At 65.0% G+C, this 20,947-nt stretch carries 24 protein-coding genes and 1 tRNA gene; 9 read left to right on the top strand and 16 right to left on the bottom strand.

All coding sequences use genetic code 11. From position 1 onward, the window contains the following. The first annotated feature begins 5 nt into the window (after nucleotides 1-5). Nucleotides 6-500: a DUF3830 family protein gene (locus tag ON44_RS39885; RefSeq protein ID WP_040700013.1), complete on the top strand. Its 495-nt coding sequence runs from the start codon at nucleotides 6-8 to the stop codon at nucleotides 498-500. 18 nt (nucleotides 501-518) lie between these two features. Here the strand turns inward: ON44_RS39885 and ON44_RS39880 are convergent, their stop codons facing one another. After that, nucleotides 519-1,208, bottom strand: coding sequence for a methyltransferase domain-containing protein (locus ON44_RS39880; protein WP_040700012.1), 690 nt, complete (start codon nucleotides 1,206-1,208; stop codon nucleotides 519-521). 28 nt (nucleotides 1,209-1,236) lie between these two features. On the opposite strand from ON44_RS39880, the gene ON44_RS39875 reads away from it, so the two are divergent. Continuing rightward, the gene (locus ON44_RS39875) at nucleotides 1,237-1,647 is read left to right on the top strand and encodes a helix-turn-helix domain-containing protein (RefSeq protein ID WP_040700034.1); all 411 of its coding nucleotides are present in this window, start codon (nucleotides 1,237-1,239) and stop codon (nucleotides 1,645-1,647) included. Here the strand turns inward: ON44_RS39875 and ON44_RS39870 are convergent. Together ON44_RS39870 and ON44_RS39865 are read right to left on the bottom strand one after the other, a co-directional pair. Beyond that, nucleotides 1,644-3,035 (bottom strand): amidase, encoded by a 1,392-nt coding sequence (locus ON44_RS39870; protein WP_083898448.1) that lies wholly within the window; start codon nucleotides 3,033-3,035, stop codon nucleotides 1,644-1,646. The genes ON44_RS39875 and ON44_RS39870 overlap by 4 nt on opposite strands. 89 nt (nucleotides 3,036-3,124) lie before the next feature. Further along, nucleotides 3,125-4,090, bottom strand: coding sequence for a D-2-hydroxyacid dehydrogenase (locus ON44_RS39865; protein ID WP_040700011.1), 966 nt, complete (start codon nucleotides 4,088-4,090; stop codon nucleotides 3,125-3,127). 85 nt (nucleotides 4,091-4,175) lie between these two features. Between ON44_RS39865 and ON44_RS39860 the strand changes: the two genes are divergently transcribed. Genes ON44_RS39860 through ON44_RS39850 form a run of 3 tightly spaced genes read left to right on the top strand, consistent with a single transcriptional unit; the run spans nucleotide 4,176 to nucleotide 6,325 of the window. Beyond that, entirely contained in the window at nucleotides 4,176-4,916 is a 741-nt protein-coding gene (locus ON44_RS39860; RefSeq protein WP_040700010.1) for a maleate cis-trans isomerase family protein, read from the top strand. A 10-nt stretch (nucleotides 4,917-4,926) separates the two neighbouring features. Further along, nucleotides 4,927-5,658, top strand: a complete 732-nt coding sequence (locus ON44_RS39855; RefSeq protein WP_040700008.1) for a maleate cis-trans isomerase family protein — start codon at nucleotides 4,927-4,929, stop codon at nucleotides 5,656-5,658. Next, nucleotides 5,645-6,325 carry a GntR family transcriptional regulator gene (locus ON44_RS39850; protein WP_040700007.1) on the top strand — a complete coding sequence of 227 codons (681 nt, stop codon included), beginning with the start codon at nucleotides 5,645-5,647 and terminating at the stop codon, nucleotides 6,323-6,325. Before ON44_RS39855 ends, ON44_RS39850 begins: the two co-directional genes overlap by 14 nt. A 42-nt stretch (nucleotides 6,326-6,367) precedes the next feature. Here the strand turns inward: ON44_RS39850 and ON44_RS39845 are convergent, their stop codons facing one another. The 7 genes from ON44_RS39845 to ON44_RS39815 all read right to left on the bottom strand — a co-directional run bounded on the left by ON44_RS39845 (nucleotide 6,368) and on the right by ON44_RS39815 (nucleotide 12,221). Next, nucleotides 6,368-7,111: an SDR family oxidoreductase gene (locus ON44_RS39845; RefSeq protein WP_040700006.1), complete on the bottom strand. Its 744-nt coding sequence runs from the start codon at nucleotides 7,109-7,111 to the stop codon at nucleotides 6,368-6,370. Nucleotides 7,112-7,394: 283 nt separating this feature from the next. After that, nucleotides 7,395-7,841 carry a phage tail protein gene (locus tag ON44_RS39840; RefSeq protein WP_040700005.1) on the bottom strand — a complete coding sequence of 149 codons (447 nt, stop codon included), beginning with the start codon at nucleotides 7,839-7,841 and terminating at the stop codon, nucleotides 7,395-7,397. An 851-nt stretch (nucleotides 7,842-8,692) separates the two neighbouring features. Continuing rightward, nucleotides 8,693-9,259: a dihydrofolate reductase family protein gene (locus tag ON44_RS39835; protein WP_040700004.1), complete on the bottom strand. Its 567-nt coding sequence runs from the start codon at nucleotides 9,257-9,259 to the stop codon at nucleotides 8,693-8,695. 28 nt (nucleotides 9,260-9,287) lie between these two features. After that, nucleotides 9,288-9,950 carry a response regulator gene (locus tag ON44_RS39830; protein WP_040700003.1) on the bottom strand — a complete coding sequence of 221 codons (663 nt, stop codon included), beginning with the start codon at nucleotides 9,948-9,950 and terminating at the stop codon, nucleotides 9,288-9,290. A 101-nt stretch (nucleotides 9,951-10,051) separates the two neighbouring features. Beyond that, on the bottom strand, nucleotides 10,052-10,252 hold the full coding sequence (locus tag ON44_RS39825; RefSeq protein ID WP_040700002.1) for a DUF7489 domain-containing protein: 201 nt from the start codon (nucleotides 10,250-10,252) through the stop codon (nucleotides 10,052-10,054). A 142-nt stretch (nucleotides 10,253-10,394) separates the two neighbouring features. Continuing rightward, nucleotides 10,395-11,471, bottom strand: a complete 1,077-nt coding sequence (locus ON44_RS39820; protein WP_083898447.1) for a sensor histidine kinase — start codon at nucleotides 11,469-11,471, stop codon at nucleotides 10,395-10,397. Between the two features lie 432 nt (nucleotides 11,472-11,903). Continuing rightward, the gene (locus ON44_RS39815; RefSeq protein WP_040700001.1) at nucleotides 11,904-12,221 is read right to left on the bottom strand and encodes a hypothetical protein; all 318 of its coding nucleotides are present in this window, start codon (nucleotides 12,219-12,221) and stop codon (nucleotides 11,904-11,906) included. 440 nt (nucleotides 12,222-12,661) lie between these two features. On the opposite strand from ON44_RS39815, the gene ON44_RS39810 reads away from it, so the two are divergent. Then, nucleotides 12,662-13,432 (top strand): hypothetical protein, encoded by a 771-nt coding sequence (locus ON44_RS39810; protein WP_040699999.1) that lies wholly within the window; start codon nucleotides 12,662-12,664, stop codon nucleotides 13,430-13,432. Between the two features lie 288 nt (nucleotides 13,433-13,720). Here ON44_RS39810 and ON44_RS39805 read toward each other — a convergent pair. Continuing rightward, nucleotides 13,721-13,794: transfer RNA gene (locus tag ON44_RS39805), tRNA-Ile, on the bottom strand. Nucleotides 13,795-13,941: 147 nt separating this feature from the next. Here ON44_RS39805 and ON44_RS39800 point away from each other — a divergent pair. Beyond that, the gene (locus ON44_RS39800; RefSeq protein WP_040699998.1) at nucleotides 13,942-14,373 is read left to right on the top strand and encodes a nitroreductase family deazaflavin-dependent oxidoreductase; all 432 of its coding nucleotides are present in this window, start codon (nucleotides 13,942-13,944) and stop codon (nucleotides 14,371-14,373) included. 2 nt (nucleotides 14,374-14,375) lie between these two features. Here ON44_RS39800 and ON44_RS51070 read toward each other — a convergent pair whose 3' ends face one another. Continuing rightward, nucleotides 14,376-14,525 (bottom strand): hypothetical protein, encoded by a 150-nt coding sequence (locus ON44_RS51070; RefSeq protein ID WP_157187552.1) that lies wholly within the window; start codon nucleotides 14,523-14,525, stop codon nucleotides 14,376-14,378. A gap of 67 nt (nucleotides 14,526-14,592) precedes the next feature. Beyond that, nucleotides 14,593-15,591, bottom strand: a complete 999-nt coding sequence (locus ON44_RS39795) for a zinc-binding dehydrogenase (RefSeq protein ID WP_040700031.1) — start codon at nucleotides 15,589-15,591, stop codon at nucleotides 14,593-14,595. 703 nt (nucleotides 15,592-16,294) lie between these two features. Here ON44_RS39795 and ON44_RS51535 point away from each other — a divergent pair. After that, nucleotides 16,295-16,540 (top strand): hypothetical protein, encoded by a 246-nt coding sequence (locus ON44_RS51535; RefSeq protein WP_169338153.1) that lies wholly within the window; start codon nucleotides 16,295-16,297, stop codon nucleotides 16,538-16,540. Nucleotides 16,541-16,611: 71 nt separating this feature from the next. Beyond that, nucleotides 16,612-17,118 carry a UCP032817 domain-containing protein gene (locus ON44_RS39785; RefSeq protein WP_040699994.1) on the top strand — a complete coding sequence of 169 codons (507 nt, stop codon included), beginning with the start codon at nucleotides 16,612-16,614 and terminating at the stop codon, nucleotides 17,116-17,118. 4 nt (nucleotides 17,119-17,122) lie between these two features. Here ON44_RS39785 and ON44_RS39780 read toward each other — a convergent pair whose 3' ends face one another. From ON44_RS39780 to ON44_RS39770, 3 genes are read right to left on the bottom strand one after another with little or no spacing between them, the layout of a single operon-like run. Then, on the bottom strand, nucleotides 17,123-18,895 hold the full coding sequence (locus tag ON44_RS39780; RefSeq protein ID WP_040699993.1) for an SDR family oxidoreductase: 1,773 nt from the start codon (nucleotides 18,893-18,895) through the stop codon (nucleotides 17,123-17,125). A 25-nt stretch (nucleotides 18,896-18,920) separates the two neighbouring features. After that, nucleotides 18,921-20,012 carry a PDR/VanB family oxidoreductase gene (locus ON44_RS39775; RefSeq protein WP_040700029.1) on the bottom strand — a complete coding sequence of 364 codons (1,092 nt, stop codon included), beginning with the start codon at nucleotides 20,010-20,012 and terminating at the stop codon, nucleotides 18,921-18,923. Between the two features lie 11 nt (nucleotides 20,013-20,023). Beyond that, nucleotides 20,024-20,926, bottom strand: a complete 903-nt coding sequence (locus ON44_RS39770; protein WP_040699992.1) for a metal-dependent hydrolase — start codon at nucleotides 20,924-20,926, stop codon at nucleotides 20,024-20,026. Nucleotides 20,927-20,947: the final 21 nt, after the last annotated feature.

The following is a 20,947-nucleotide window of genomic DNA, read 5'->3' as shown; positions in this document are numbered from 1 at the left end:
AACCTATGGCCCGCTACATCTCGATCACACTGACCAAGGCGGGCGTGACCTGCCGAGCCCGACTGCTCGACGCGGAGGCACCGCGGACCTGCGCGGCGGTGTGGGATGCGCTGCCGCAAGAAGGAGACGCCTTCCACGCCAAATACGCCCGCAACGAGGTGTACACCCTGCTGCCCCGGATCGTTGCGGCACCGCATCGGGAGAACCCGACCGTCACCCCCATTCCCGGCGACGTATGCCTGTTCGATTTCGAAGCATGGGAGATCGGCAACCCGGCCTACGGCTACGAGCCCGGTACGGCGGCGCACCATGAGCAGGGCGCCACCGACCTCGCTTTGTTCTACGGCCGCAACAACTTACTCATCAATGGCGATCTGGGCTGGGTGCCCGGCAATGTCTTCGCCACCATCGAAGAGGGCCTCACCGATATCGCGACAGCCTGCAACTCGCTCTGGCTGCACGGTGTCCAAGGCGAAACCCTGGCATTCGCTCGCGGCTGATAATTCGTGACCGGCTGCTCAATCGGCGCGAGTCCCGACGGCGAGAAACATCGGGACGGCGACGAACAGCCGATCATTGCGTGCCCTGGCGACTTGGCCGTCGAGCCAAGCGCCTGCTCCCGCGATGTTGGCGAGCATCGGCAGGCACGCGGCGTCTGTCCACACGATCGTGTGGACCTCGACGGTAACGTCGACGAACCCGTTGTCCAGCAGGAGGTTCCGGTATCGGCGGGCGACCCGCGGGCTGGGCATACCGTCCGCGCGAGCGTGGACGAGCGTGCGGGTGAGTTCGGGATCGTCGGAGTCGATCACGAACGTGTCCCAGTCTTGGCCGATGAGCACCGCGCGGCCGTTTCCGGCCAGGACCCGGCGGGCCTCGGCGACGGCTCGCTCGGGCTCGGCGAGGGTGTGCAGGACTTTGTCGGCGCGGTAGCCGGTGACCGAGCCGTCGTCGAGTGGCAACGCGGTGAGGTCGGCGACATGGAACGTGCCGGTGGGCCAGCGCTCGATGGCGACCTCGATCATGGCGGGGTCCAGGTCGATGCCGATGGCCCGCGCCCCGCGGGCGGCCAATTCGCCGACGGCGCGCCCGCTTCCGCAGCCGACGTCGACAACGGTGTCGCCCAACCCTGCATACGTGTGTTCTCGCAGGTTGCGGACCTGGGGTAGATCGTCGAAGGCGTCGAGCATGGTGAGCAACGTGGACATGGCCGCAATTGTGCGACTTAATGTCGACATGAAGTCAATCGGCGAGGTGGCGGCTCGGTTCGGGTTGCCGACACACGTGCTGCGATATTGGGAGGCCGAAGGACTGCTGACACCGGCCCGCGTCGGTGACCGTCGCCGCTACACCGACGCCGACCTGCACCGGGTGGCGGCGATCCTGATCTCGAAGGAGGCGGGCTTCGGACTCGCCGACATCCGGACGATGCTGGCCGCCCGGTCCGCACCGGCCCGCCATGAGGTGACGGTCCGCCACCGCGAGCGGCTGTTGGCCCGGATCGCCCGGGCGCAGGCCGCACTCGACATGCTCGAGGGCGAATGCCCGTACGACGACATCATGACGTGCCCGCGTTTCCAGGGACTCCTGGCTGATCGACTGCAGCCCTCTTCCCTGACGGGTCCTGGCCCCGAGGACGCGCTTTAGCCCAGGACGTATTCGGCGTAGCGGGCGACCGCGAGGACCAGATCATCGGAGTGGCGCGGCCCGATGATCTGCAGTCCGACCGGCAGCCCCGCGGCGGTCTTGCCCGCGGGGATACTGATCGCGGGTTGCTGGGTCATATTGAACGGATAGGTGAACGGCGTCCACTGCGGCCAACCGTCGAGCCCGCTGCCGGGCGGGACATCGTGCCCCGCCTCGAATGCCGTGATCGGCATCGTCGGGGTGATCAGCAGGTCGTAGGTGTTATGGAAGGCACCCATGGTGATGCCCAGTTGGGCGGCAACCGCGCGGGCGTCGAGATAGTCGACGGCACTGACGGTTTCGCCGCGCTCCCAGACCGCGCGCAGTCCCCTGTCCACCTTCTCGCGCGCGCCATCCGGGAATTTCGCCAACATGGTGGCCGCACCGGCGGCCCACAGCACTTCGAATGCGTCGCGCGGGTCTTCGAAACCCGGATCTGTCGCGATGACCCGTAGCTCGGCATCGGCCAGCCGCCGCACCGCCGCATCCACGATCGCGGCGACCTCCGGATCGACCTTCGCATAACCGAGCGTCGGCGAGTAGGCGACGGTGAGTCCGCGCACCTCACGCGACATCTGGCCGCGGAAGGTCGTCACCGTGGGCGGCAGCGCGGTCGGATCGCGCGGGTCGGGCAGCGCCAGAATGTCCATGAGCAGCGCGGCATCCTCGACCGTCCTGGTCATCGGACCGGCGTGTGCCAGCGGACCGAACGGGCTCGCCGGATACAGCGGGACCCGGCCGTGCGTCGGCTTGAAGCCGACGATGCCGCAGAACGCGGCCGGAATGCGAATGCTCCCACCGCCGTCCGTGCCGACCGATACCGGACCCATACCCCCAGCCACCGCAGCCGCGCTGCCGCCGGAGGAGCCGCCCGAGGTTGTCGTGGGATCGACCGGGTTGCGGGTGATGCCGGTCAGCGGGCTGTCGGTGACCCCCTTCCAAGCGATTTCGGGCGTTGTCGTCTTCCCGAGGAACACCATGCCGTCCTCGCGCAGCCGCGCCGCGACCGGGCTGTCCACCTGCCAGGGACCACTCGGATCGACCGAGGTGCTGCCGCGCCGAGTCGGCCAGCCCTCGGTCAGGAAAATGTCCTTGATCGAAATCGGCACACCGTCGAGCAGCCCGCGGGCGTAACCCGAATTCCAGCGCGCCTCCGAATCTTTGGCCTGCACCAGTGCGCGATCCGGATCGACCAGACAGTAGGCATTCACCTCGCCGTCGCGTGCCGCGATGGCTTCCAGAATCGCCTCGGTCGCCTCGACCGGGGACAGGGTGCCGGCCGCGTAGGCCGAGACCAATTCGACGGCGGTCATCGCGGCCGGTTGCGTATTACTCTCCGGGTAGCTCATGCCTTCGCCTCGCTGACGCTCGGCTCCGGCATGCGCACAGCGCGCTGGCACATGATTCGCTCACTTCGTTCGCTCATGGCAGGGCTCCTTCAGCCGGGCACGTACCCCAGCTCTTTATCGACCACGTTGTCCAAAGGCCGGCCGGCGATCCAATTATCGAAATTGCGGGTGAACGCCGTGACGACCTCGGTTCGCCAGCCGCTGAAATCACCCGAATTGTGCGGAGTGATAAGCACATTCGGCAGATCCCACAGCGGATGCCGCGCCGGTAGCGGTTCCGGATCCACCACATCGAGTGCCGCCCCGGCTATCGATCCGGTGCTGAGTGCGGCGAGAAGGTCGTCGGTCACAACGAGTTCCCCACGGCCGACATTGACAAACCTCGCATGTGGTTTCATCGCGGCGAATGCCTTGGCATCGAACATTTCCCGGGTCTGCGGCGTCAGCGGCGCGACCGCGACGACGTAATCGGCAATGGGAAGTTCGGCGAGCAGGTCGGTGCTCACGGTGCCGAAATCCGGGTCGGTGGCCCGCGCGCGGCGGCCCACCGCCCGCACGGTCATCCCGGCCGCGCGCAATAACCGCGCGATGGCACGACCGATCGAGCCGGTTCCGACTATCAGTACGGAGGCCCCCGAAATACGTTCTGATTCGCGATGCCGCCATTCGTGCCGTTGCTGCAAACGCAGCGATCCGGACAGATCCTTGGCGAAACCGAGAATCTGCCCCAAGACGTATTCCGCGATGGCCGTATCGAATACGCCACGTGTATTGGTGACCACGACCTCGCTTTCCCGAAGTTCGGGGAACATCACCGGATCCACCCCGGTCGAACCCATATGCAGCCAGCGCAAACGATCGGCCGCGTGCCAGGCTCCGGGGATCGCGCGAGTCAGGAAGTCGTAGACGAACAACGCGTCGGCGCCGCGTAGTGCGTCGGCGAGTCCGGGCGCTTCCGTGTACCGCACTTCGGCTCGATCGGCCACCGGGGCCATGAGGTCCGCCTCGGGCACACTGTCACTGTGCAGGACGGTGACAATCGGGCCCTGTTCCACATTGACACACTAAAATCGCATCGTATGATTGTCAACAATCCGATCGTTCTCGGAGGTCTAACGGCTGAGCGCGAGAGGGGCCGCATTGGAACTCGGCTTTCCCGATATCGAAGGGCCCGTAGCACAACGGGGGATCGGGATCATCGCACCGTTCGACCTCGCACTCGAACGCGAACTCTGGCGCTGGGCGCCGCTCGACGTCAGCCTGCACCTGGCCCGCACGCCGTATGAACCGGTGCCGGTTTCGATGGCGATGGCCGAGCTGGTCTCCAACCCGGTACATCTGACGGCGGCGACGCGCGATGTGATGCATGTCGAGCCGGAAGTTGTTGCCTACCTGTGCACTTCGGGCAGTTTCATCAGGGGGCTGGACTATGAGAAGGCACTGCGCGACACCATCTGCCGGGCCGGTGCGCAGGACGCCGTCACCACCTCCGGCGCGCTCGTTGAGGCGATCCGGCATCTGGACATCAGCAGAGTCTCGGTGATCACCCCCTACGACGAAATCCTCACGCACAAACTGCACGACTTCCTCGCCGAGGCCGGCTGCTCCGTAATCCGTTCGGATCACCTGGGATTGGGCGGCGGCATCTGGAAGGTCAACTACCGCACCATCGCCGAACGCATTGTCCGCGCGGATGACCCGCAGGCCCAGGCGATCTTCGTCAGCTGTACCAACCTGCCCACCTACGACGTCATCGAGCCGCTCGAACAGGCGCTCGGCAAACCCGTACTCACCGCGAATCAGCTCACCATGTGGGCCTGCCTGGGCCGGATGAAGCTGCCGATGACGGGTCCGGGAAAGTGGCTACTCAACGTTTTCTGATTGGAAGAACATGCAGGCACCCACCGTCGGTTTCATCTACCCGGACCACGCGGCCGAGGACGACTACCCACTCGCCGCATCGCTGCTCGGCATGCGGTTGCCGGTGGCCCACATCTACGGCACCGATCTGCACGCCATCCCGGAACTGCTCGATCTGGGTAGTCCGGACAAGCTGCGCCACGGCGCCGAACTCCTCGCACCGGACAAGCCCGACGCGGTCGTCTGGGCATGCACCTCAGGAAGTTTCGTATACGGGCCGCAGGGTGCGCGGGAGCAGGTGCGCGAGCTGGCCGCGGCCGCCGGGGTACCCGCCTCGAGCACCAGCCTCGCCTTCGTCGCGGCAGCGCATGCGCTCGACGTGCGCCGCGTCGCGATCGCCGCGAGCTATCCGGACGAGGTCGCGCGGCTGTTCGTGGAGTTCCTGGCCGATGCCGGCATCGAAGTGGTCGCCTTCTCCAGCGCCGGTATCGACACCGCCGCGGAAGTCGGCACCTTGACCGCCGAGCAGGTGCGCGAGCTGGCGGCCGCCAACGATCATCCCGACGCGCAGGCGCTGCTGATTCCGGATACCGCCATGCACACCCTCGGGGTATTGCCTGAACTCGAGGCCCGCTTGGGCAAGATCGTGTTGACGGCCAATCAGGTGACCATCTGGGAAGGCCTGCGGCTGACCGGCAGCACGGTGGCATCCGCGGTGCTCGGCTCCCTCTTCTCGGAAAGGCATATCCATGTCGGTCGTTGATTTCGAGCCGGTGAACCGGCAGTCGACGGCGGAAATGATCGCCGACCGGCTCCGCGAGGCGATCATGCGCGGCAATCTCGCCCCCGGCGCCCAACTCGGCGAAGCCGACCTCGCAACCCGATTCGGCGTATCGCGCGGCCCGGTCCGCGAAGCATTGCAGCGCCTGCTCACCGAGGGCCTGCTGTACAGTATCCGCAACCGCGGCATCTTCGTCATCGAACTGGCCATCGACGATGTCGTCGACATCTACCGCGCCCGCACTGCCATCGAAGGCGGCGCCCTAGCCCTCATCCTCGACGGGCGCCGCGCCATTGCCCATGCGGCTTTGGAGCCCAGCGTCACCGCCATGTGCGCCCACGCCGAAAATGGCGACGCCGCAGGCGTTTCCGACGCCGACCAAGCCTTCCACGAGGCCTTGGTCGACAGCGCAGGCAGCCCCCGCCTCGTCCGCGCCGCCCGCACCCTTTTGATCGAAACCCGAATGTGCTTGGGGGCGTTGCAGACAACGTATCCGGACCTGCGTGAGCAAGCACGAGAGCACGTCGAACTGCGCGACGCAATCGGCTCTGGTCCGGCGCACCGAGCGCGCACGTTACTCATCGAGCACATGGACGACGCGGTCCATCGCCTACATCACCAATACAGCCTCGGTGAGCAGGCGACATGACGCAACGCACGCCGCCTCGAGCAAACAAGGCGACGCTGCGGGTCACTTATGGGCCAACCACTCCGACAGGGTCGTCTGCCCGAGCCGCGCACCTTCGCCGGGCAGCAGGCTCCCATGCTCCAGCACGGCCCCGAAATACCGTGCCTGCGGATCGGTGACGACCTCACGCGGATCCGAACGCGCCGTCAGCACCGTGCTGATCCACTGGTCGAGGCCGAATACCTCAGGACCCGCGACCTCGACGATGCCGTTCACCGGTGTGCCCGTCGCGGTGTTGCCGACGGCGGTCGCGACATCGTCGGCGGCCATCGGTTGCACACCGGCACCCGGCAGCCGCACCGTGCCATCCTCGGTCGCCGAGTCGGCGATGCCACTCGCGAACTCGAAGAATTGCGTCGCGTGCACGAGCGAATACGCCAGGCCCGACCCCTTGATCAGTTCCTCCTGTACCACCTTCGCCCGGAAATACCCGGCCTCCGGCAGCCGCTCCGTGCCCACCACCGACAAGGCGACGTAGTGGCCGACACCTGCCTCGTCGGCAGCAGCGAGCAGGTTCTCGGTGGAGGTTCGGAAAAACTTCATGACATCGTCGTCGACGAACGACGGCGAATTGGAAACATCGACCAGAACGTCGGCCCCCTGCAGCACCTCCTTCACTCCTGCCCCGGTGAGCGTGTTCACCCCCGTGCTCGGCGCGGCAGGCACCGCTTGGTGGCCGTGCTCACCCAGCCGAGCGACAAGCTTGGAGCCGATCAGCCCGGTTCCGCCGATGACGACGATCTTCATGCTGATTCCTTCCGTTGCAGTTGCGTTACGGGGCCTGCGCGATTCCCCTGTATCGAGGACAGCATGGACGGCGATTGCAGGTGGCGGCGAAGATCGTCCAACGTTTCGATGGCATGAGCGCCACAGCTGGCGAGGGTGGTGCGATGTCCCTGGCCCTCGTCAGCTGTTTCGATCAGCGCCGAACCGGCCGATGATGCTCGGCGATAATCCGGTCCCCTGGCGCATCGCGGGGATCAAGAAAACTGGAGATCAGGACCGCCTGCTGCGCGGTCCGCGACGACATTCAGGCGTTCTCGACCGTGATGTCCTCGTAGACGATCGTCACCGCTTCGGTCGCCGGACTGTTCGCTCCGGCATCCAGCGACGGCGCCTGCCAGTCCGACGCCCGAGCGCGCGACAAATGCACCCGCTTGACCGGCTTCTTATTCGGGTCCAGCACAGTCAACGTGATGTCTTGGCGAGCATCATCCACATCTCGCATGGTCATGGTCGTATGGATCCATTCGGTGAACACTTTGCTCTGGTCCAACCCGCGAGTAATCGTGATCTCACCACTGCGAGCGGAGCCCGGCTGTTTCCTGATGAGCACCTCGCCATCAGGAGTCACCTGTTTGATTTCGACCGTGTCCTCCCCGAGCGATAGCCCACTGATCTGCTCAACCGTTTCCACCTGAAACTTTCCCAGATCGATAACGAAGGTGGAGCCGCTGATTGTGTCGCCGATAGCCATGAAAATCTCCTTGCCTGTCGGGGCGCGGCACAGCCCTCGCTATACGCGAGATCTGCACATACTGTCGCGCCATCGTCTACGTCATGGAGAGCACAACGAACTCGGCTGGAACCCGTGGGGCTATACCCCACATGACCCATCATGCGGCGATCTGTGGCGGATCCGCAGCAGATCGGACCTATCCGCCCCGATAAAGCAGGGTGCCATTGCGACGGTGCCGCTACCTCGAGAAACCCCTGACCGGCGCACGATCGCAACCCGGAGATACAACACCCAGATCGGGCGATACACGGGTGATTTTGGACGATCATACAAAGACAACCGGACAAACCGGATCAGACTTTGGATTTCTTGTTACTGGCCACCCAGTCGGCCAACCGATGTACTTACCACCTGTCGGAGGTTTCCTCCGTCGGACCAGCAGGTCCGAACAAACCAGTCAGCGCGATATGCAGCTGGCACGGGTAAATCCCACCGAATACCCGCAACCGGACCACGAGTCCGACCCGATGCGACGCCCAAGCGAACATTCCTATGCGACTACAGACCTCGGACCGCGCACCGCACGTCCACCACATATCCGAGTAACGCAATGCAATGCCATGTGACAGTTAAGTTTCCGGGTTGGCCATCCCTGCACTACTGGGCAGACTCCATAGCAGCCCACACTTTCGCCAAGGCAGTGCATGCCATGCAACTGGCAACAATTCTGATCGACCAAGATATGCGAGAAGCCCTGCAGCCCCTGCCTTGTCAGCGACTCTGGCAATAACCGGAAGTCGCCTCATCCACAAGACTTGCACCCGACCCCGGTGACCACGTTGCTCGCCGGGATGGGTGCGTGGATGGCTTCAGACATGCAAGGTAGGCCGGTAGATGAGTTCTTGGATGTTGTCGTCGAGTGTCCGGCTCCCGAGCAGTTCGAGGTCGAAGTCGGCCGCACCTTGGAAGATCGGGTGATCACCGGTCTGACCGGTGATGACAGGGAAGAGGGTCACCTGGACGCGGTCGACCAGGCCGGCGGCCATCAGTGCCCGGTTCAGCGACATGCTGCCGTGCGAACGCAACGGCACCTCGGACTCCTGCTTGAGCCGGGTGACGACGTCGACGGCGTCACCGCTGACGACGGTCGCGTCCGGCCAGTCGAGAGGTCCATCCAGGGTGGTCGACACCACCGTCGCGGGCAGGTTCCTCATGCGGGTGACCCATGGGTCATGCTCGATGCCGGCCGGTATCTGCGCGAACATCCGATAGGTGTTGGCCCCGAAGACCATCCGCTGCTCGGCCTCGTACAGGGAGAGGCGGTAGTCGAGCAGTTCGGGGCCTTGCTTGCCCCAGTAGCCGCCCCAGTCGCGGCTGCTGGGGCGGCCGTAGCCGTCGAGGGTGGAAAAGACGTCGAAAGTGTAAGTGGCAGTCATGATGCTCTCTCTTCTGTGCGTGCGGACCCTAGGAATGCCGAGGCCGGACCAGCCCGACGTCGTAGGCGAGCACCACCGCCTGCACTCGATCCCGCAGGCCGAGTTTGCGCAGAATCGCCGAGACATGGCTCTTTACAGTGCCTTCGGTGACAACCAGTTTCGCCGCTATCTCGGCGTTGGAGGCCGCTTGTGCGATGAGCGTGAGGACCTCCACCTCTCGATTCGTGAGATCCGCGAGATCCGGCATTGCCGCCGTCTCGGGGCGTAGATCGGCGACGAACCGATCCAACAGCCGGCGCGTCACCCGCGGCGCGAGCAGTGCCTCACCGCCGGCCACCACCCGTATCGCCTCGACCAGTTCGGCCGGCCGGGTGTCCTTCAGCAGAAACCCGCCCGCACCGGCACGCAGGGCCGCGTAGAGCAATTCGTCCTCGTCGAAGGTGGTGAGGATGATGACCGAGGGCCTGCGCTGGAATGTGGAAAGTCGTTGCGTCGCCTGCACACCGTCGACACCAGGCATCCGCAGATCCATCAACACGATATCCGGCAGCGTCCGAGCGGCAAGACGCACCGCTTCCTCCCCGTCCCCGGCCTCACCGACGACCCGGATATCCGCACGGGCCTCCAGGATCATCCGAAGCCCTGTGCGGACCAACGCCTGATCATCGGCGACCAGCACGCTGACAGTCATCCCCGCCTCCGTGTGATATGCCGGGTGCACGCACGTCGCGGCGGCCGGTCCATGGCGAGCATCCAACAATCCGAGTGCGAAGATCCGGACCTGCGGGCATATCAGTCCTGCACCGGATCGGCTCCCACGTGCTTGGTCACCGAATCACCGGCTTCCACCGTATTCCACAGTTCCCGGTTCACCCGGACCTTCACCGTACTGCCATCCGCTAGCCGGACGATCAAGCGCCGGTACAGATTTGCCCCATCGAACAACCCACGCGACTTCTTGACAACCGTCCCCCGCCATTCCTGCTGTACCACCGATCGACTCCTTACTCACCGAGTGTTCACACCGCCCAACGGCGTAACTTCAGTGTTTCTTGTCGCCGAGCCGGGAACATCAACCTGCAGGCGTGTATTCGCCTCTGTCGAAAGTTGGAGACAGCCATCGGAAGGCTGCCGACTACCGGACCGGAAGCCATGCCGCGACGCGGAAGCCACCAGCAGTGGAAGGGCCCGCCTCGAATCGCCCGCCTAGTTCTGTGGCGCGTCGTCGCATGCCGTCCAGGCCTCGACCACTACCGTGACCGAGTCGGCTACCGCCGCCGTTATCGGTGATCGCCACCATGAGTTGCCCCGCGGCAATCCGAACCTCGACCTCGGCTCGATCGGCTCTCGCGTGGCGCAAGACGTTGGTCAGGGACTCCTGCACGATCCGATAAGCAGATTCCGCAACCCTCGGCGCGACCACGGCGCCGTCTGTCCCGTGCCGATTCACGACCACCTCGACCCCGGCCTGCGACATCGACTCCACCAGCCGGTCCAGATCCTCCATTCCAGGGGAAACGCTCGGGTCACGGTCGATCACCTCGAGCAGTCGGCGTACTTCGCCGAGGGCTTGTCGACCGACGGACTCCAGTGTGGCGACGGCCTCCCTGGCCTTGTCCGGGTGAGTGTCGAAAACATCGTTGGCCGCTGCGGCTTGCAGCACCATCAGCGACACCGTGTGCGCGAGCACATCGTGTAGTTCGCGCGTGATACGGGCACGTTCTTGCTGGACCATACGCCGGGCTTCGGAGTCACGCTGTGCGGATCTCGCGCGTCCCAATGCGCCCCAGCTCCAGGCCAGCAGGGCGGCACCAGACCACAGCAAGGCTTGCAACCCTCGCCCGGTCGTTCCCAGCGCGAGCACGAAGAACAACACCGCCGCGGCAAGACCCAACAACGACGTGCGCGCGGGACGCATCCAGGAAAAGGTCGTCAACACGATCAACGCGACGCCCGACCCCACCGGAACGCGCAGCAGTTCCAACGTTGCACCCACGAACAGGGAGACAATCGTGACGAAAACAGTCCGACGGTCCATCCACCAAACAGCGACCGCCTGGCACACCACCAGCCCGATCACGACGACGCGGCCCGCGGCCGTGGGCATCGCCTGAGGAACGAACAGCACTGCCGGCAACAACGTCGCAATGGTGCAGGCGACCAGCAGTACCCTCCAACGCCGCGACAGCCCCATCTCGAACTGATCCTGCACGTTACCGACGCTACCGGCTCCGGCACCGAGACCGCCGCATCTCCAACCGGATCGTCGGCTACTCCATCGACTCGAGCATGACGTCGGGAAAGCGGAAACGCCTTGCGGCAGTTGACACCCCACACAGCGGCGAGAAGCCGGTGGTGGGTGGCGCCCAATTGGTGGTGCAGGTTTGGCAGATGCAGCGTCCACTGTGACCCGAAGCGCGATGGCGAACGAGTTCACCGCCGAGGTTCCATCCGGCGGTCGGCCTGAAGCGCAGTGACTTCTGCCCGAGTGAGCTGCCGCTGTCCTGACCAGGCGAAATCCTGGCCAGGACAGAGCATTCGAACGAAATACATTGGGGTCGAGCCGCTCATCCAGCGATCTCGACGAGCCTCGAGATTACCTAGCTATAGACCCATCAGCTCAGCAACCCAGGCCTGGCAGTGGTCAGGCGCAGACGCGATTGAGCTCGTCGGTGTAGGGGTCGAGGTTGGCGACGTTCTCATCTACCAGCGCGTAGGCGTAGGCGGTGATGACATCCTTCTCCGCACCCTGGGCCATATCGGCCAGGCCGCTCAGCCTGTCGGACAGCGCTGTCGCCGTCGCATCGTCCAGGGTGCCGCCGCTCGTGTCGATCGCGATATTGATCAGCTCAATGGCCTTGGCGCAGTGGGGGGACTGGGCGTGCGCGGGTGCGGCGGGCAGGAAGAGTAGAGCGGCAGCGGCCGCAGAGAGCACAGCGGCGAAGGCCGTCGACTTGGTCATGATTTCCTCTCAGAACGTTGGCGCGATCGTAGCGCCGCAGCGCGAGACCCTGATCGCCTGCCTACCCAAACGGCCCTCTTCAGCCAGGGCGTCGATGGTGTCTTGCTGCGCCAGAACGGTTCTCCCTATTTCTTCGAGGTGGTCACCCTGGTTGGTGATCGTGTTGTGCCATAGGGACATGGCGATCCCTTCTGTAGGGAGTACTGGGTGGGCAACCGGGATCTCGTTGTGTCCGAGCCGATTCCAGAGATCCGCCCCTCGGCACAGCTTTGCTACGAGACTTCGTCGCCTAGCAGGTAGGCATTTAAGATGCATCGATGACTGATCGGGAGCCGAGCCGAGTCGACGTCCCTGGGGGCTCTCCGGCGGGACAACCGGACGACCTGCCCGTCACCTTCTCGTGGCCACGCGATGTCGCATACGTCAGTCCAGGCGCGAATATGGTGGTGCGGGCTGTCGGGTCGGACGTGGGGCATGCGCTGCTGATAGAAGTCGACTTCGGCGAGTTTCCCGACCTGCGAGAAGTGTCCGAGACACAGAGGGTCGTGCGGGCGCTACTGCTCGCTCTCGTCGACTACGAGGTATCCAAACTTCCTGAGCGACGGCCAGATCCGGACTCGGAGACCGCGGAAAAGCTGACGCAGATCATCAACGAGGCTGCCGAGGATCACACCGAAGTCGGCGACTTGGTCCGGGAAATCCTGAAAACTCGAGACGCCGATGCACTGGCCACGGTCGTCTCCGCTCTAGCGGGGCGACTTCCCGCGCGGATCGAAGCGTCGTTATCGATCTCCAGCAGTGTGACGGTCAACCCGTGGCAGGAGGTTGTTCAAGTTACCGTCCCTGCCGTCACAACGGGTGGATTGATGGCCGCCGCTGCACGCGCGGGGTGGGTCGCACTGCGCAACGTACCGGCGATTCTCGATGTCATCGTGCGGGCAACCACAATCAAGGCGGAGCGAGCGGCCCGGATCGCAGCCTTGGAAGCGGAAGCGTCCATCCACCAGAACGAGGCGCTGCTGGAGATAATCCGAACCTCGACAGAGGCCGCAGCCGCTCGCCGCTCGCTCGAGGCGATCTTGGACGTATCACCTGATACCGCCAGACGTATTCACGTTCAATCGATTTCCGATGAAGAGGCGAACGAACGACGGCACCGCCTGCTACGAGCTGTCAGACCAGAGGCGGAGCCCTCTGATAGTCCCTCTTGAACACCATGGCTGGTGCAATCGGAAAGGGTGATCTCTAGGGCATCAGCGTTGTCGGGCACGGTCGACTCGGCCGACGAGGTCGTCGGTGCTGGCCTAGACGAGCATCACGCCGCCGCTGTGGGGGTGCTCCGATTCTTGCAGCGCAGCTCGGCTGCGAAGTCCTCCACAATGTCGTCCAGATCCAGCCCCATGACCGAACTCCACCCGCAAAATCTACTGCTGACGCAGCACTGTTCTGGCCGAACTCGGCTGCCTGTCTCAGCATTTCTGCTGGTAGAGCGGCATTTGTGGGGCGGGCGGGGCTCGAACCCGCGACCAATGGATTATGAGTCCACGGCTCTAACCGACTGAGCTACCGCCCCGTGTGCGGTGGATATCGACAGCGTTGGGGATGGTACCGGGTGGGGTGGGGCTGGCACCACTCGGATGGGGCGGCGTGGTGACGGACGGTGGGGGTGTGGGGTGGATAGGGTGGGGGCGTAATCGGAGAACAGGCTGGAGGGTGGGCTGTGGCTGGTTTGTTTGCGAATGTGCTGAAGGTGCATCAGTGGGTTTATGAGAAGAGTGGCGGGGTGGTGGGGCATCGGGTGCTGTTCGGGAATCCGACGTTGTTGTTGCGGACGGTGGGGCGCAAGACGGGGCAGGCGCGGACGTCGGCGCTGACGTATGGGCGGGATGGGGCGGATTATTTGGTGACCGCGTCGAATGGCGGGTCGCCGCGGCCACCGGGGTGGTTGGCGAATGTGAAGGCGAGGCCGGAGTGTGAGATTCGGGTCGGGCGTCGCAAGGTAGCGGTGACCGCGCGGGCGACGCTGCCCGACGATCCGGAGTATGCGCGGCACTGGGCGATCGTCGACAAGGTCAATAAGGGGCGCTACAGCGAGTACCAGAAGATGACCAAGCGGCCGATCGCGGTGGTGGTGCTGACTCCGGTCGGCTGAGTTCAGTCGGTCTCCCAGGCCTCGTAGTCGTCGTCGACATCACCACGGTCCCAATGGGACTCGCTCCGCGGCGGGCGGCTGGCCCACTGCACGATGAGAGCGACGAGACCGAGCACGGCGAGGACGACGACAACGACAATCAGCGTTTCCACGCGGGGCACCCTAGCGCCCCGGAGAGGTACCCGCACGTACGTGAGACAAGTTGTCCCGGAAGGCCGTTCAGACCGTAAGAAGTGTGCGTCCGACGGCGGTTCGCGATTCTATTGCCACATGCGCACGATCGGCTTGTTCGAGCGGAAAGGACTGGCCGATAACGACTTCCAGCCGTCCGGCCGCCGCCTCGGCAAGCGAGCGTGCCGCCAAGGCGGGCCAATCGATATCGCCATTTCCGGTCACGTCGAACAGTCCCAGAACCTCGATTCCGCGCGCTGCCACCGCTTCTCGATCGAACTCGGCGAATTGTCCTGCGGCAGCGCCATATCCGATGACGCGCCCGCCGTCGGCTGCGGCTTCGATAGCGCCCGCACCCAATGCACCACCCGCACCGTCCAATACAACGTTCGGACCGGCTCCACCGGTCGCGGCGCGCGCCTTCGCAGACCAGTCGGACTCGGAGTAGTCGATGACCGCATTCGCGCCGAGTCGTGCCGCAAGCTCCAGTTTGACGCTGCCACGTGCCGCGGCAACGACATTCGCTCCGGCCGCGCGGGCCAGCTGAATCAGCAAGGTGCCCAATCCCCCACCCGCGGCGGTGATGAGCACCCACTCACCGGGCTGGATCGCGGCTCGATCGAAAACGGCGAGCGCGGTCCTGCCGTCGTGCGCGAGCGCCACCGCCGCCGACAGGCTCAGCCCCTCGGGCACAGCGACAAGGGTTTCCGCCTTGGCGAGTGCCCGCTCCGCATAGCCACCGATCGGCTGACCGCCCCCGATGCCGCTCGCGGCGGTATCGGTGACAACGCGCTTACCGACCCAGCTCGGGTCGACATCGGCACCGACCGAAGTGACCACTCCGGCGACCGCACCGCCTGGCACATACGGCGGTTCGAGCTGGAAAAACTCGGTGCCCCAACCACTTCGGAGCTGGACATCGAGGAACATGACATCGGCGGCCGCGACATCGACGACCACCTGTCCCTGTCCGGCAACCGGCTCCGGCACTTCACGCACCGAAAGAACTTCGGGCCCACCGAATTCCGCAGCGTGTACAGCGCGCATGACAACCTCCATCAATTCCTGACTTGATCCGACATGGACCAGCCTGGAACCTCGAGCAGGGTTGAGGTCAAGTCGAGCGCCCAGATTACGCTGAGCGCGGAACTCGGAATCGAATCCACCCGCAATGCCAACCGCCCGCCGGGCCCGAGGTCCGCACCGGTTCTGTTGCGCGGACGCAGTGACGCGCGCCCGCCTCACCTTCCGCGAAATGCAGGGCGCTGCCATCGAAGCGCGCCGCTACTCCGAATCCGCACCGCTTCGCCGGCCCACCAGGGATGAATCCGACACAGCATGCGGCGAACCTGTCGAGTCAGGAACTGCCCCCGCCGCCGCCACATCCGCCACTGCCGCCCCCGCCGCAACCGCTACTGCCTCCCCCGCAACCGCTCGAACCCCCGGAGTCACCGCCGCCGGAATCTCCCGCATCCCACGACGACGAACCGGGCCCCCCGATCCACCCGAACCCGCGCCGCGCCGGCCGCCTCGGCAGGTTGGTCACCAACAGCACGAACCCGGCGATCCCACCCATGATGAGGACCGTAATCAGCAAGACCAGCAGCAGAGCCAACATTCAGGACCCGCCACCGCCACAGCTGCTCCCACCGCCACCACAACTGCTACCGCCCCCGCCGCAACTACTACTGCTCCCACCGCCACCACAGCTACTTCCCCCGCCACAACTACTGCCGCCATGGTCGTGCCCATGACCATGACCATGACCGTGCCCGCCACCACTGCCCGGATCGAAACCCATCCCCGAATCGAACCCGGCGGCCCCGTAAACCCACGGCGAGTCTCCAGAGCCCCCATATCCCATCTGCCCACGCCGCACTGCCGTGTTGGTCGCCCGCGTGATCAGAAATACGACCAGTGCCGTGATGCCACCACCGACCAGGAGGATGACCAGCAGCAGTACAACGAAGAAAACCGCCATTCCGAAATGGTATAGGCACACTCCCCCACACTGAACCCACGAAAAGCGACGGCTGGCCGAACAATCCCCCTTTCGCCGTAGAGTGAATCGTGGCCTTCTTACGAAACCGTCCCCGGCGCCGAATCGACCTGGGCGATGTCGACCGGGCGGTAGCCGCACTCGAATTTCCCGACGCGGTTTTCAAAACCAGCCCTTGGCAACCGCGCGAACTGGTGGAAACCGGACTGCGCCAGTGGCTGCGCTGTTGTGGCGCGGCCATGCGCGACGGTCAGGTCATCGGTATGCCGTCCCATGCCGTGGACGAGGCCTGGCACGGATTCATTCTGTGCACGGAGATGTACGCCGCATTCTGCACCGCGGCATACGGACGTTTCCTCCATCACTTTCCGGAAGGCGTTGCAACGAAGGGCATTTCGCACGGGTCCATGGGCGAGCAACTCGGCCGCACGGTCGTCGCGTGGTCGATGGTCGCAAAGCACGGCGAGACGTGCGTGCTCTGGGACCTCGACAGCAGGGTGGGCGTCGAGCACCCGTGGGGCATCGGCGCCGAGCGAGTTGCGGCCATCGAGGCCGAACTCGCAGCCACACCCTAGAAGCTCACGTGAGCTTCACCCGTGCGGCGAAGAACCGCACCACCGCCGGGGCGAACTTGTTGAACTGGTACTGCAGCCGCGCCTCCGGGGTGACCGGCACGATGCTGCGATCCCGTTCGACCGCGCGCACGATCTGCGCGGCCACCTTCTCCGGACCGTAGCGCCGCGCCTGGTACAGCTTGTCGTACCGCTCCTGCTTGCGCTGCTCCTCCTCCGCGCTGACACCCGAAAACCTGGTGGTGGCAACGATATTGGTGTGCACGATGCCGGGGCAGATGGTGTGCACGGAGATGCCGCGCCCCGCCAGTTCCGCACGCAGGCAGTCGGAGAACATGAATACCGCCGACTTACTGGTGGAGTATGCGCTGAACCCCTGCTGCGGACTGTAGGCCGCCATGCTGGACAGGTTGACGATGTGTCCGCCGAGTCCGCGCTCGGCCATCACCGAACCGAAGGCACGGCATCCATTGACCACCCCGCCGAGATTGATCCGCATGACCCGATCGAACTCCGCCGACGGCGTATCGAAGAACCCACCTGCCTGCCCGATTCCGGCATTGTTGATCAGAATGTCGGGCACGCCGTGCGCGGCGAGCACCTCGACCGCGTGCAGGTGCACCGCTTCCTCATCGGAAACATCGAGCTGATAGGCATGCGCCACAGCGCCTTCGGCGGCAATCAGCTCCCGCGTTTCCTTGGCCGCGTCCAGATTGATATCCGACAGCACGATTTCCGCACCGAGCCGCGCGAATGCCAGGCCCGTCTCGCGACCGATACCGCTGCCGCCGCCGGTGATCACCACGAGCTGATCCTCGAATGGTTTTCGGCTGCGTCCGATTTCGGCACGGCGCAGGCCGCGCGGCGCCACACCACTATTGACCGCGTCGATGAGCTCGGTGGTCGCGGTGGCAAGCAATTCGGGATGGGAGAACGGCATCCAATGTCCGGCGGGCACATCGCGGCGCCACAGCCGCGAAACCCATTTGTGCCCGTCGTCATAGCCCGCGGGCCGGACCGCGATATCGCGACCGGCGACGATCAACTGCACCGGTACCTCGGTGCGGCGCTCTCGCGGCGCGAGCATTCGCGGCAGGATATTGGCACGGTAGATGAGCAGACCTTCTACGGCGTCGCGACGGAACGTCGGGCCGAGAACGATATTCGACGGCGCGGTGTCGTTCATGATCGAAACGATGCGCTGCCAACGCTTTTCGTGCGCGACAACCCGGAAGACCTGATTGAGCCCCGGTGTCATGGAGAACACCGTGTATCCCGATGACAGCGCCTGGGTGAGTGGCTGCCACAGATTGCGCAGCGTCGGCCGGGACAGCCTGGCGCGCACCCACTTCGCGAGATGGTCCAGGTTCGGCCCGGAGACCGAGGTGAACGAGGCGACCCGGGCCGCGGCCTGCGGTTCGCACACCGCCTCCCACACCTGCACCGAACCCCAGTCGTGCGCCAGGACGTGCACCGGCCGATCCGGGCTGACCGCGTCGGCGACGGCGAAGAAATCACCGGCCAGCGCATCCAGGCGGAAGTCTTGGGCGCGCCGAGTGCGGGTGGACTCCCCGTGGCCGCGGGTGTCGTAGGTGACGACGTGGAAGCGGTCGGTCAGCAGTGGCACCACCGCATGCCAGAGAGGGTGGGTGTCCGGCCAACCATGCACCAGCACAATGGTTTCCGCGCTCGGATCGCCGTATTCGAAGACGGCGATATCGAATTCGCCGCTGCGCACGGTCCGCCGCGTCGCGGCCGAGTCCAGGTCGGTCGTCGTCATTGACGTATCTCCTCGAGGTTCCTACTCACAGGTCCAAAACCAATCGCCCACCCCGCGAACGCGAGACGCAGACGAGCATCTCCCCCGCTTCGTGATCGGCGGCGGTGAGCACGCTCTCGCGATGCTCCGGTTCACCGGAGAGCACCCGCACTTTGCAGGTCCGGCAGAAGCCCTGGCGACACGAATACGGCCGATCCGGGCGACTCCGGAGAATCGTCTCCAGCGCCGACTCATCCGCAGGCACCTCCACGACCTCACCGGTGGAGGCGAATTCGATCTCGAATGCGACACCGTCGACGATCGGCGGTGGCGAAAATCGCTCGGAATGCAGTTCGACGCCGGGCATTTCGCGCACCGCATCCGCGACGGCGGTCGTCATCGGGACCGGGCCGCAGCAGTACACCGCGGTATCAGAGGTGACCCCAGCGAGTAGCGTTGCGGCGTCGGGTAATCCGTGTTCGTCATCGGTGCGCACGGTGACCCGATCCCCGAATCCGGCGATCTCGTCGAGAAACGGAATCGTGTCGCGATTGCGCCCGGTGTACACCATCGACCAGTCGATCCCGAGCCGCATCGCCAACCGCGCCATCGGCAGAATCGGCGTGATCCCGATCCCGCCCGCGATGAAATGCAAACGGGTGGCCGGCGATCCGCGACCGGGTACCGCGAACGGGAACGCATTGCGCGGACCACGAACCACAATGCGCGATCCGACCGGCAGCTCGTCGTGCACCTCCACCGAACCGCCGCCGCCATCGGGAATGCGGCGCACCGCAATCCGATACGCCCGGGTATCGGCCGGATCACCGCACAGCGAGTACTGCCGCAACCGACCCGAAGGCAACTCCAGATCGAGATGCGCGCCCGGTCGCCACGGCGGAAGTTCACGCGCGTCCGGCGATTCCAGCCGCAGGCTCACCACATCCTGATCGTGCGCCTCGATGCGTCGACCGGTCACCACCAGCGAAAGCCGGTGATCATCGGCGCGCGGTGACAGATCCCGGCGGTTGATGATCGTGGTCCACCGCAGCCGCGCCGAGGCGACCGCGTCGAGCACCCGCACCGCCCGATCCTGCTCCCGCTTACCGAACAGATCGGCCGGCCGCTGCTGCGGCATCGGTCGCCAGTTCAAGAAGCAACCGCCTGGGCCGCGGGCGATTTGGCCAGATACGCCACCGCCTGCGCGGTCGAACCGACGGATTCCGGGTTGTAGCCGGGCTTGAACGTCGTCAGCGCACTCCACAGCAGCGAGGGCACACCGGGCAGCGCGCCGCGCCACATCGAGCCGAAGACCCGTGTGATCAGCCGTCGATAGCCGAGGTCGGGCAGCGCGGGATCCTGGTGCACCATGAATTTGGTGCCACGTACCACCAGCGTGATGAAGATCGGGAAGACGATCATCATGATCGCCGCCCGGCGCACGTAGCCGGCGCCGAAGTAGACGGCCACATCATGGGCGACGTGCCGGTGTTCGACCTCCTCGGCTCCGTGCCAGCGGAACAGGTCGGCCACTCGCGGGTCGGCGCCGAACTTTTCCAGATCGGCATTGAGCACCCAATCGCCGAGGTAGGCGAAGAAATGCTCCAGGCAGGCGATGAATGCCAGTCGCTCCACCATGACCTGCCGCTGCGCCACGCCGTCGACATCCTTGGGCCCGAGCGACTTGCGGAACAGGTATTCCGCCTGCCGCACATAGGGTTCCGGATCGATGCCGTTCGCTGCGAGCACCTCGTGCAGCACCTTGTCATGTGTCTCGGCGTGCATGGATTCCTGACCGATGAAGCCGAGCATGGCCTCGCGCAGTTTCTCGTCCTTGACGTAGGGCAGCGCCTCGGAATACGCGGCGCAGAACATCCGCTCCCCCTCGGGCAGCAACAGGTTCAGCGCATTGATGAGATGCGAGGCGATGGGTTCCGCGGGCATCCAGTGCAAGGGAGTATCCGCCCAGTCGAACCGCACATTGCGCGCGTTGAGGGCGACCTCACCGGGATCGACGTCCACCCGCCGCTGCACCCTACGAAGTAGCTTCATCGATACTCCTCGATCTCATCC

It is taken from the genome of Nocardia vinacea NBRC 16497, assembly GCF_000308835.1.
GTDB classification, from domain to species: Bacteria; Actinomycetota; Actinomycetes; order Mycobacteriales; family Mycobacteriaceae; genus Nocardia; species Nocardia vinacea.
The sequence above is the reverse complement of the archived record's forward strand: the minus strand, read 5'-3'. Positions and strand labels throughout refer to the sequence as shown.

Coding starts and splice junctions, on each gene's coding strand:
- ON44_RS39840 (WP_040700005.1), bottom strand. CDS start 7,841: ATGGCTATCGGCGACACAATCAGCGGCTCCACCTTCGTTATCGATCTG.
- ON44_RS39810 (WP_040699999.1), top strand. CDS start 12,662: ATGGTGGTGCGGGCTGTCGGGTCGGACGTGGGGCATGCGCTGCTGATA.
- ON44_RS39885 (WP_040700013.1), top strand. CDS start 6: ATGGCCCGCTACATCTCGATCACACTGACCAAGGCGGGCGTGACCTGC.
- ON44_RS39775 (WP_040700029.1), bottom strand. CDS start 20,012: ATGCCGCAGCAGCGGCCGGCCGATCTGTTCGGTAAGCGGGAGCAGGAT.
- ON44_RS39870 (WP_083898448.1), bottom strand. CDS start 3,035: ATGAGCTACCCGGAGAGTAATACGCAACCGGCCGCGATGACCGCCGTC.
- ON44_RS39850 (WP_040700007.1), top strand. CDS start 5,645: ATGTCGGTCGTTGATTTCGAGCCGGTGAACCGGCAGTCGACGGCGGAA.
- ON44_RS39855 (WP_040700008.1), top strand. CDS start 4,927: ATGCAGGCACCCACCGTCGGTTTCATCTACCCGGACCACGCGGCCGAG.
- ON44_RS39795 (WP_040700031.1), bottom strand. CDS start 15,591: ATGCGCGCTGTACACGCTGCGGAATTCGGTGGGCCCGAAGTTCTTTCG.
- ON44_RS39815 (WP_040700001.1), bottom strand. CDS start 12,221: ATGACCAAGTCGACGGCCTTCGCCGCTGTGCTCTCTGCGGCCGCTGCC.
- ON44_RS39880 (WP_040700012.1), bottom strand. CDS start 1,208: ATGTCCACGTTGCTCACCATGCTCGACGCCTTCGACGATCTACCCCAG.
- ON44_RS39835 (WP_040700004.1), bottom strand. CDS start 9,259: ATGACTGCCACTTACACTTTCGACGTCTTTTCCACCCTCGACGGCTAC.
- ON44_RS39770 (WP_040699992.1), bottom strand. CDS start 20,926: ATGAAGCTACTTCGTAGGGTGCAGCGGCGGGTGGACGTCGATCCCGGT.
- ON44_RS51535 (WP_169338153.1), top strand. CDS start 16,295: ATGACCATGACCATGACCGTGCCCGCCACCACTGCCCGGATCGAAACC.
- ON44_RS39845 (WP_040700006.1), bottom strand. CDS start 7,111: ATGAAGATCGTCGTCATCGGCGGAACCGGGCTGATCGGCTCCAAGCTT.
- ON44_RS39830 (WP_040700003.1), bottom strand. CDS start 9,950: ATGACTGTCAGCGTGCTGGTCGCCGATGATCAGGCGTTGGTCCGCACA.
- ON44_RS39875 (WP_040700034.1), top strand. CDS start 1,237: ATGAAGTCAATCGGCGAGGTGGCGGCTCGGTTCGGGTTGCCGACACAC.
- ON44_RS39780 (WP_040699993.1), bottom strand. CDS start 18,895: ATGACGACGACCGACCTGGACTCGGCCGCGACGCGGCGGACCGTGCGC.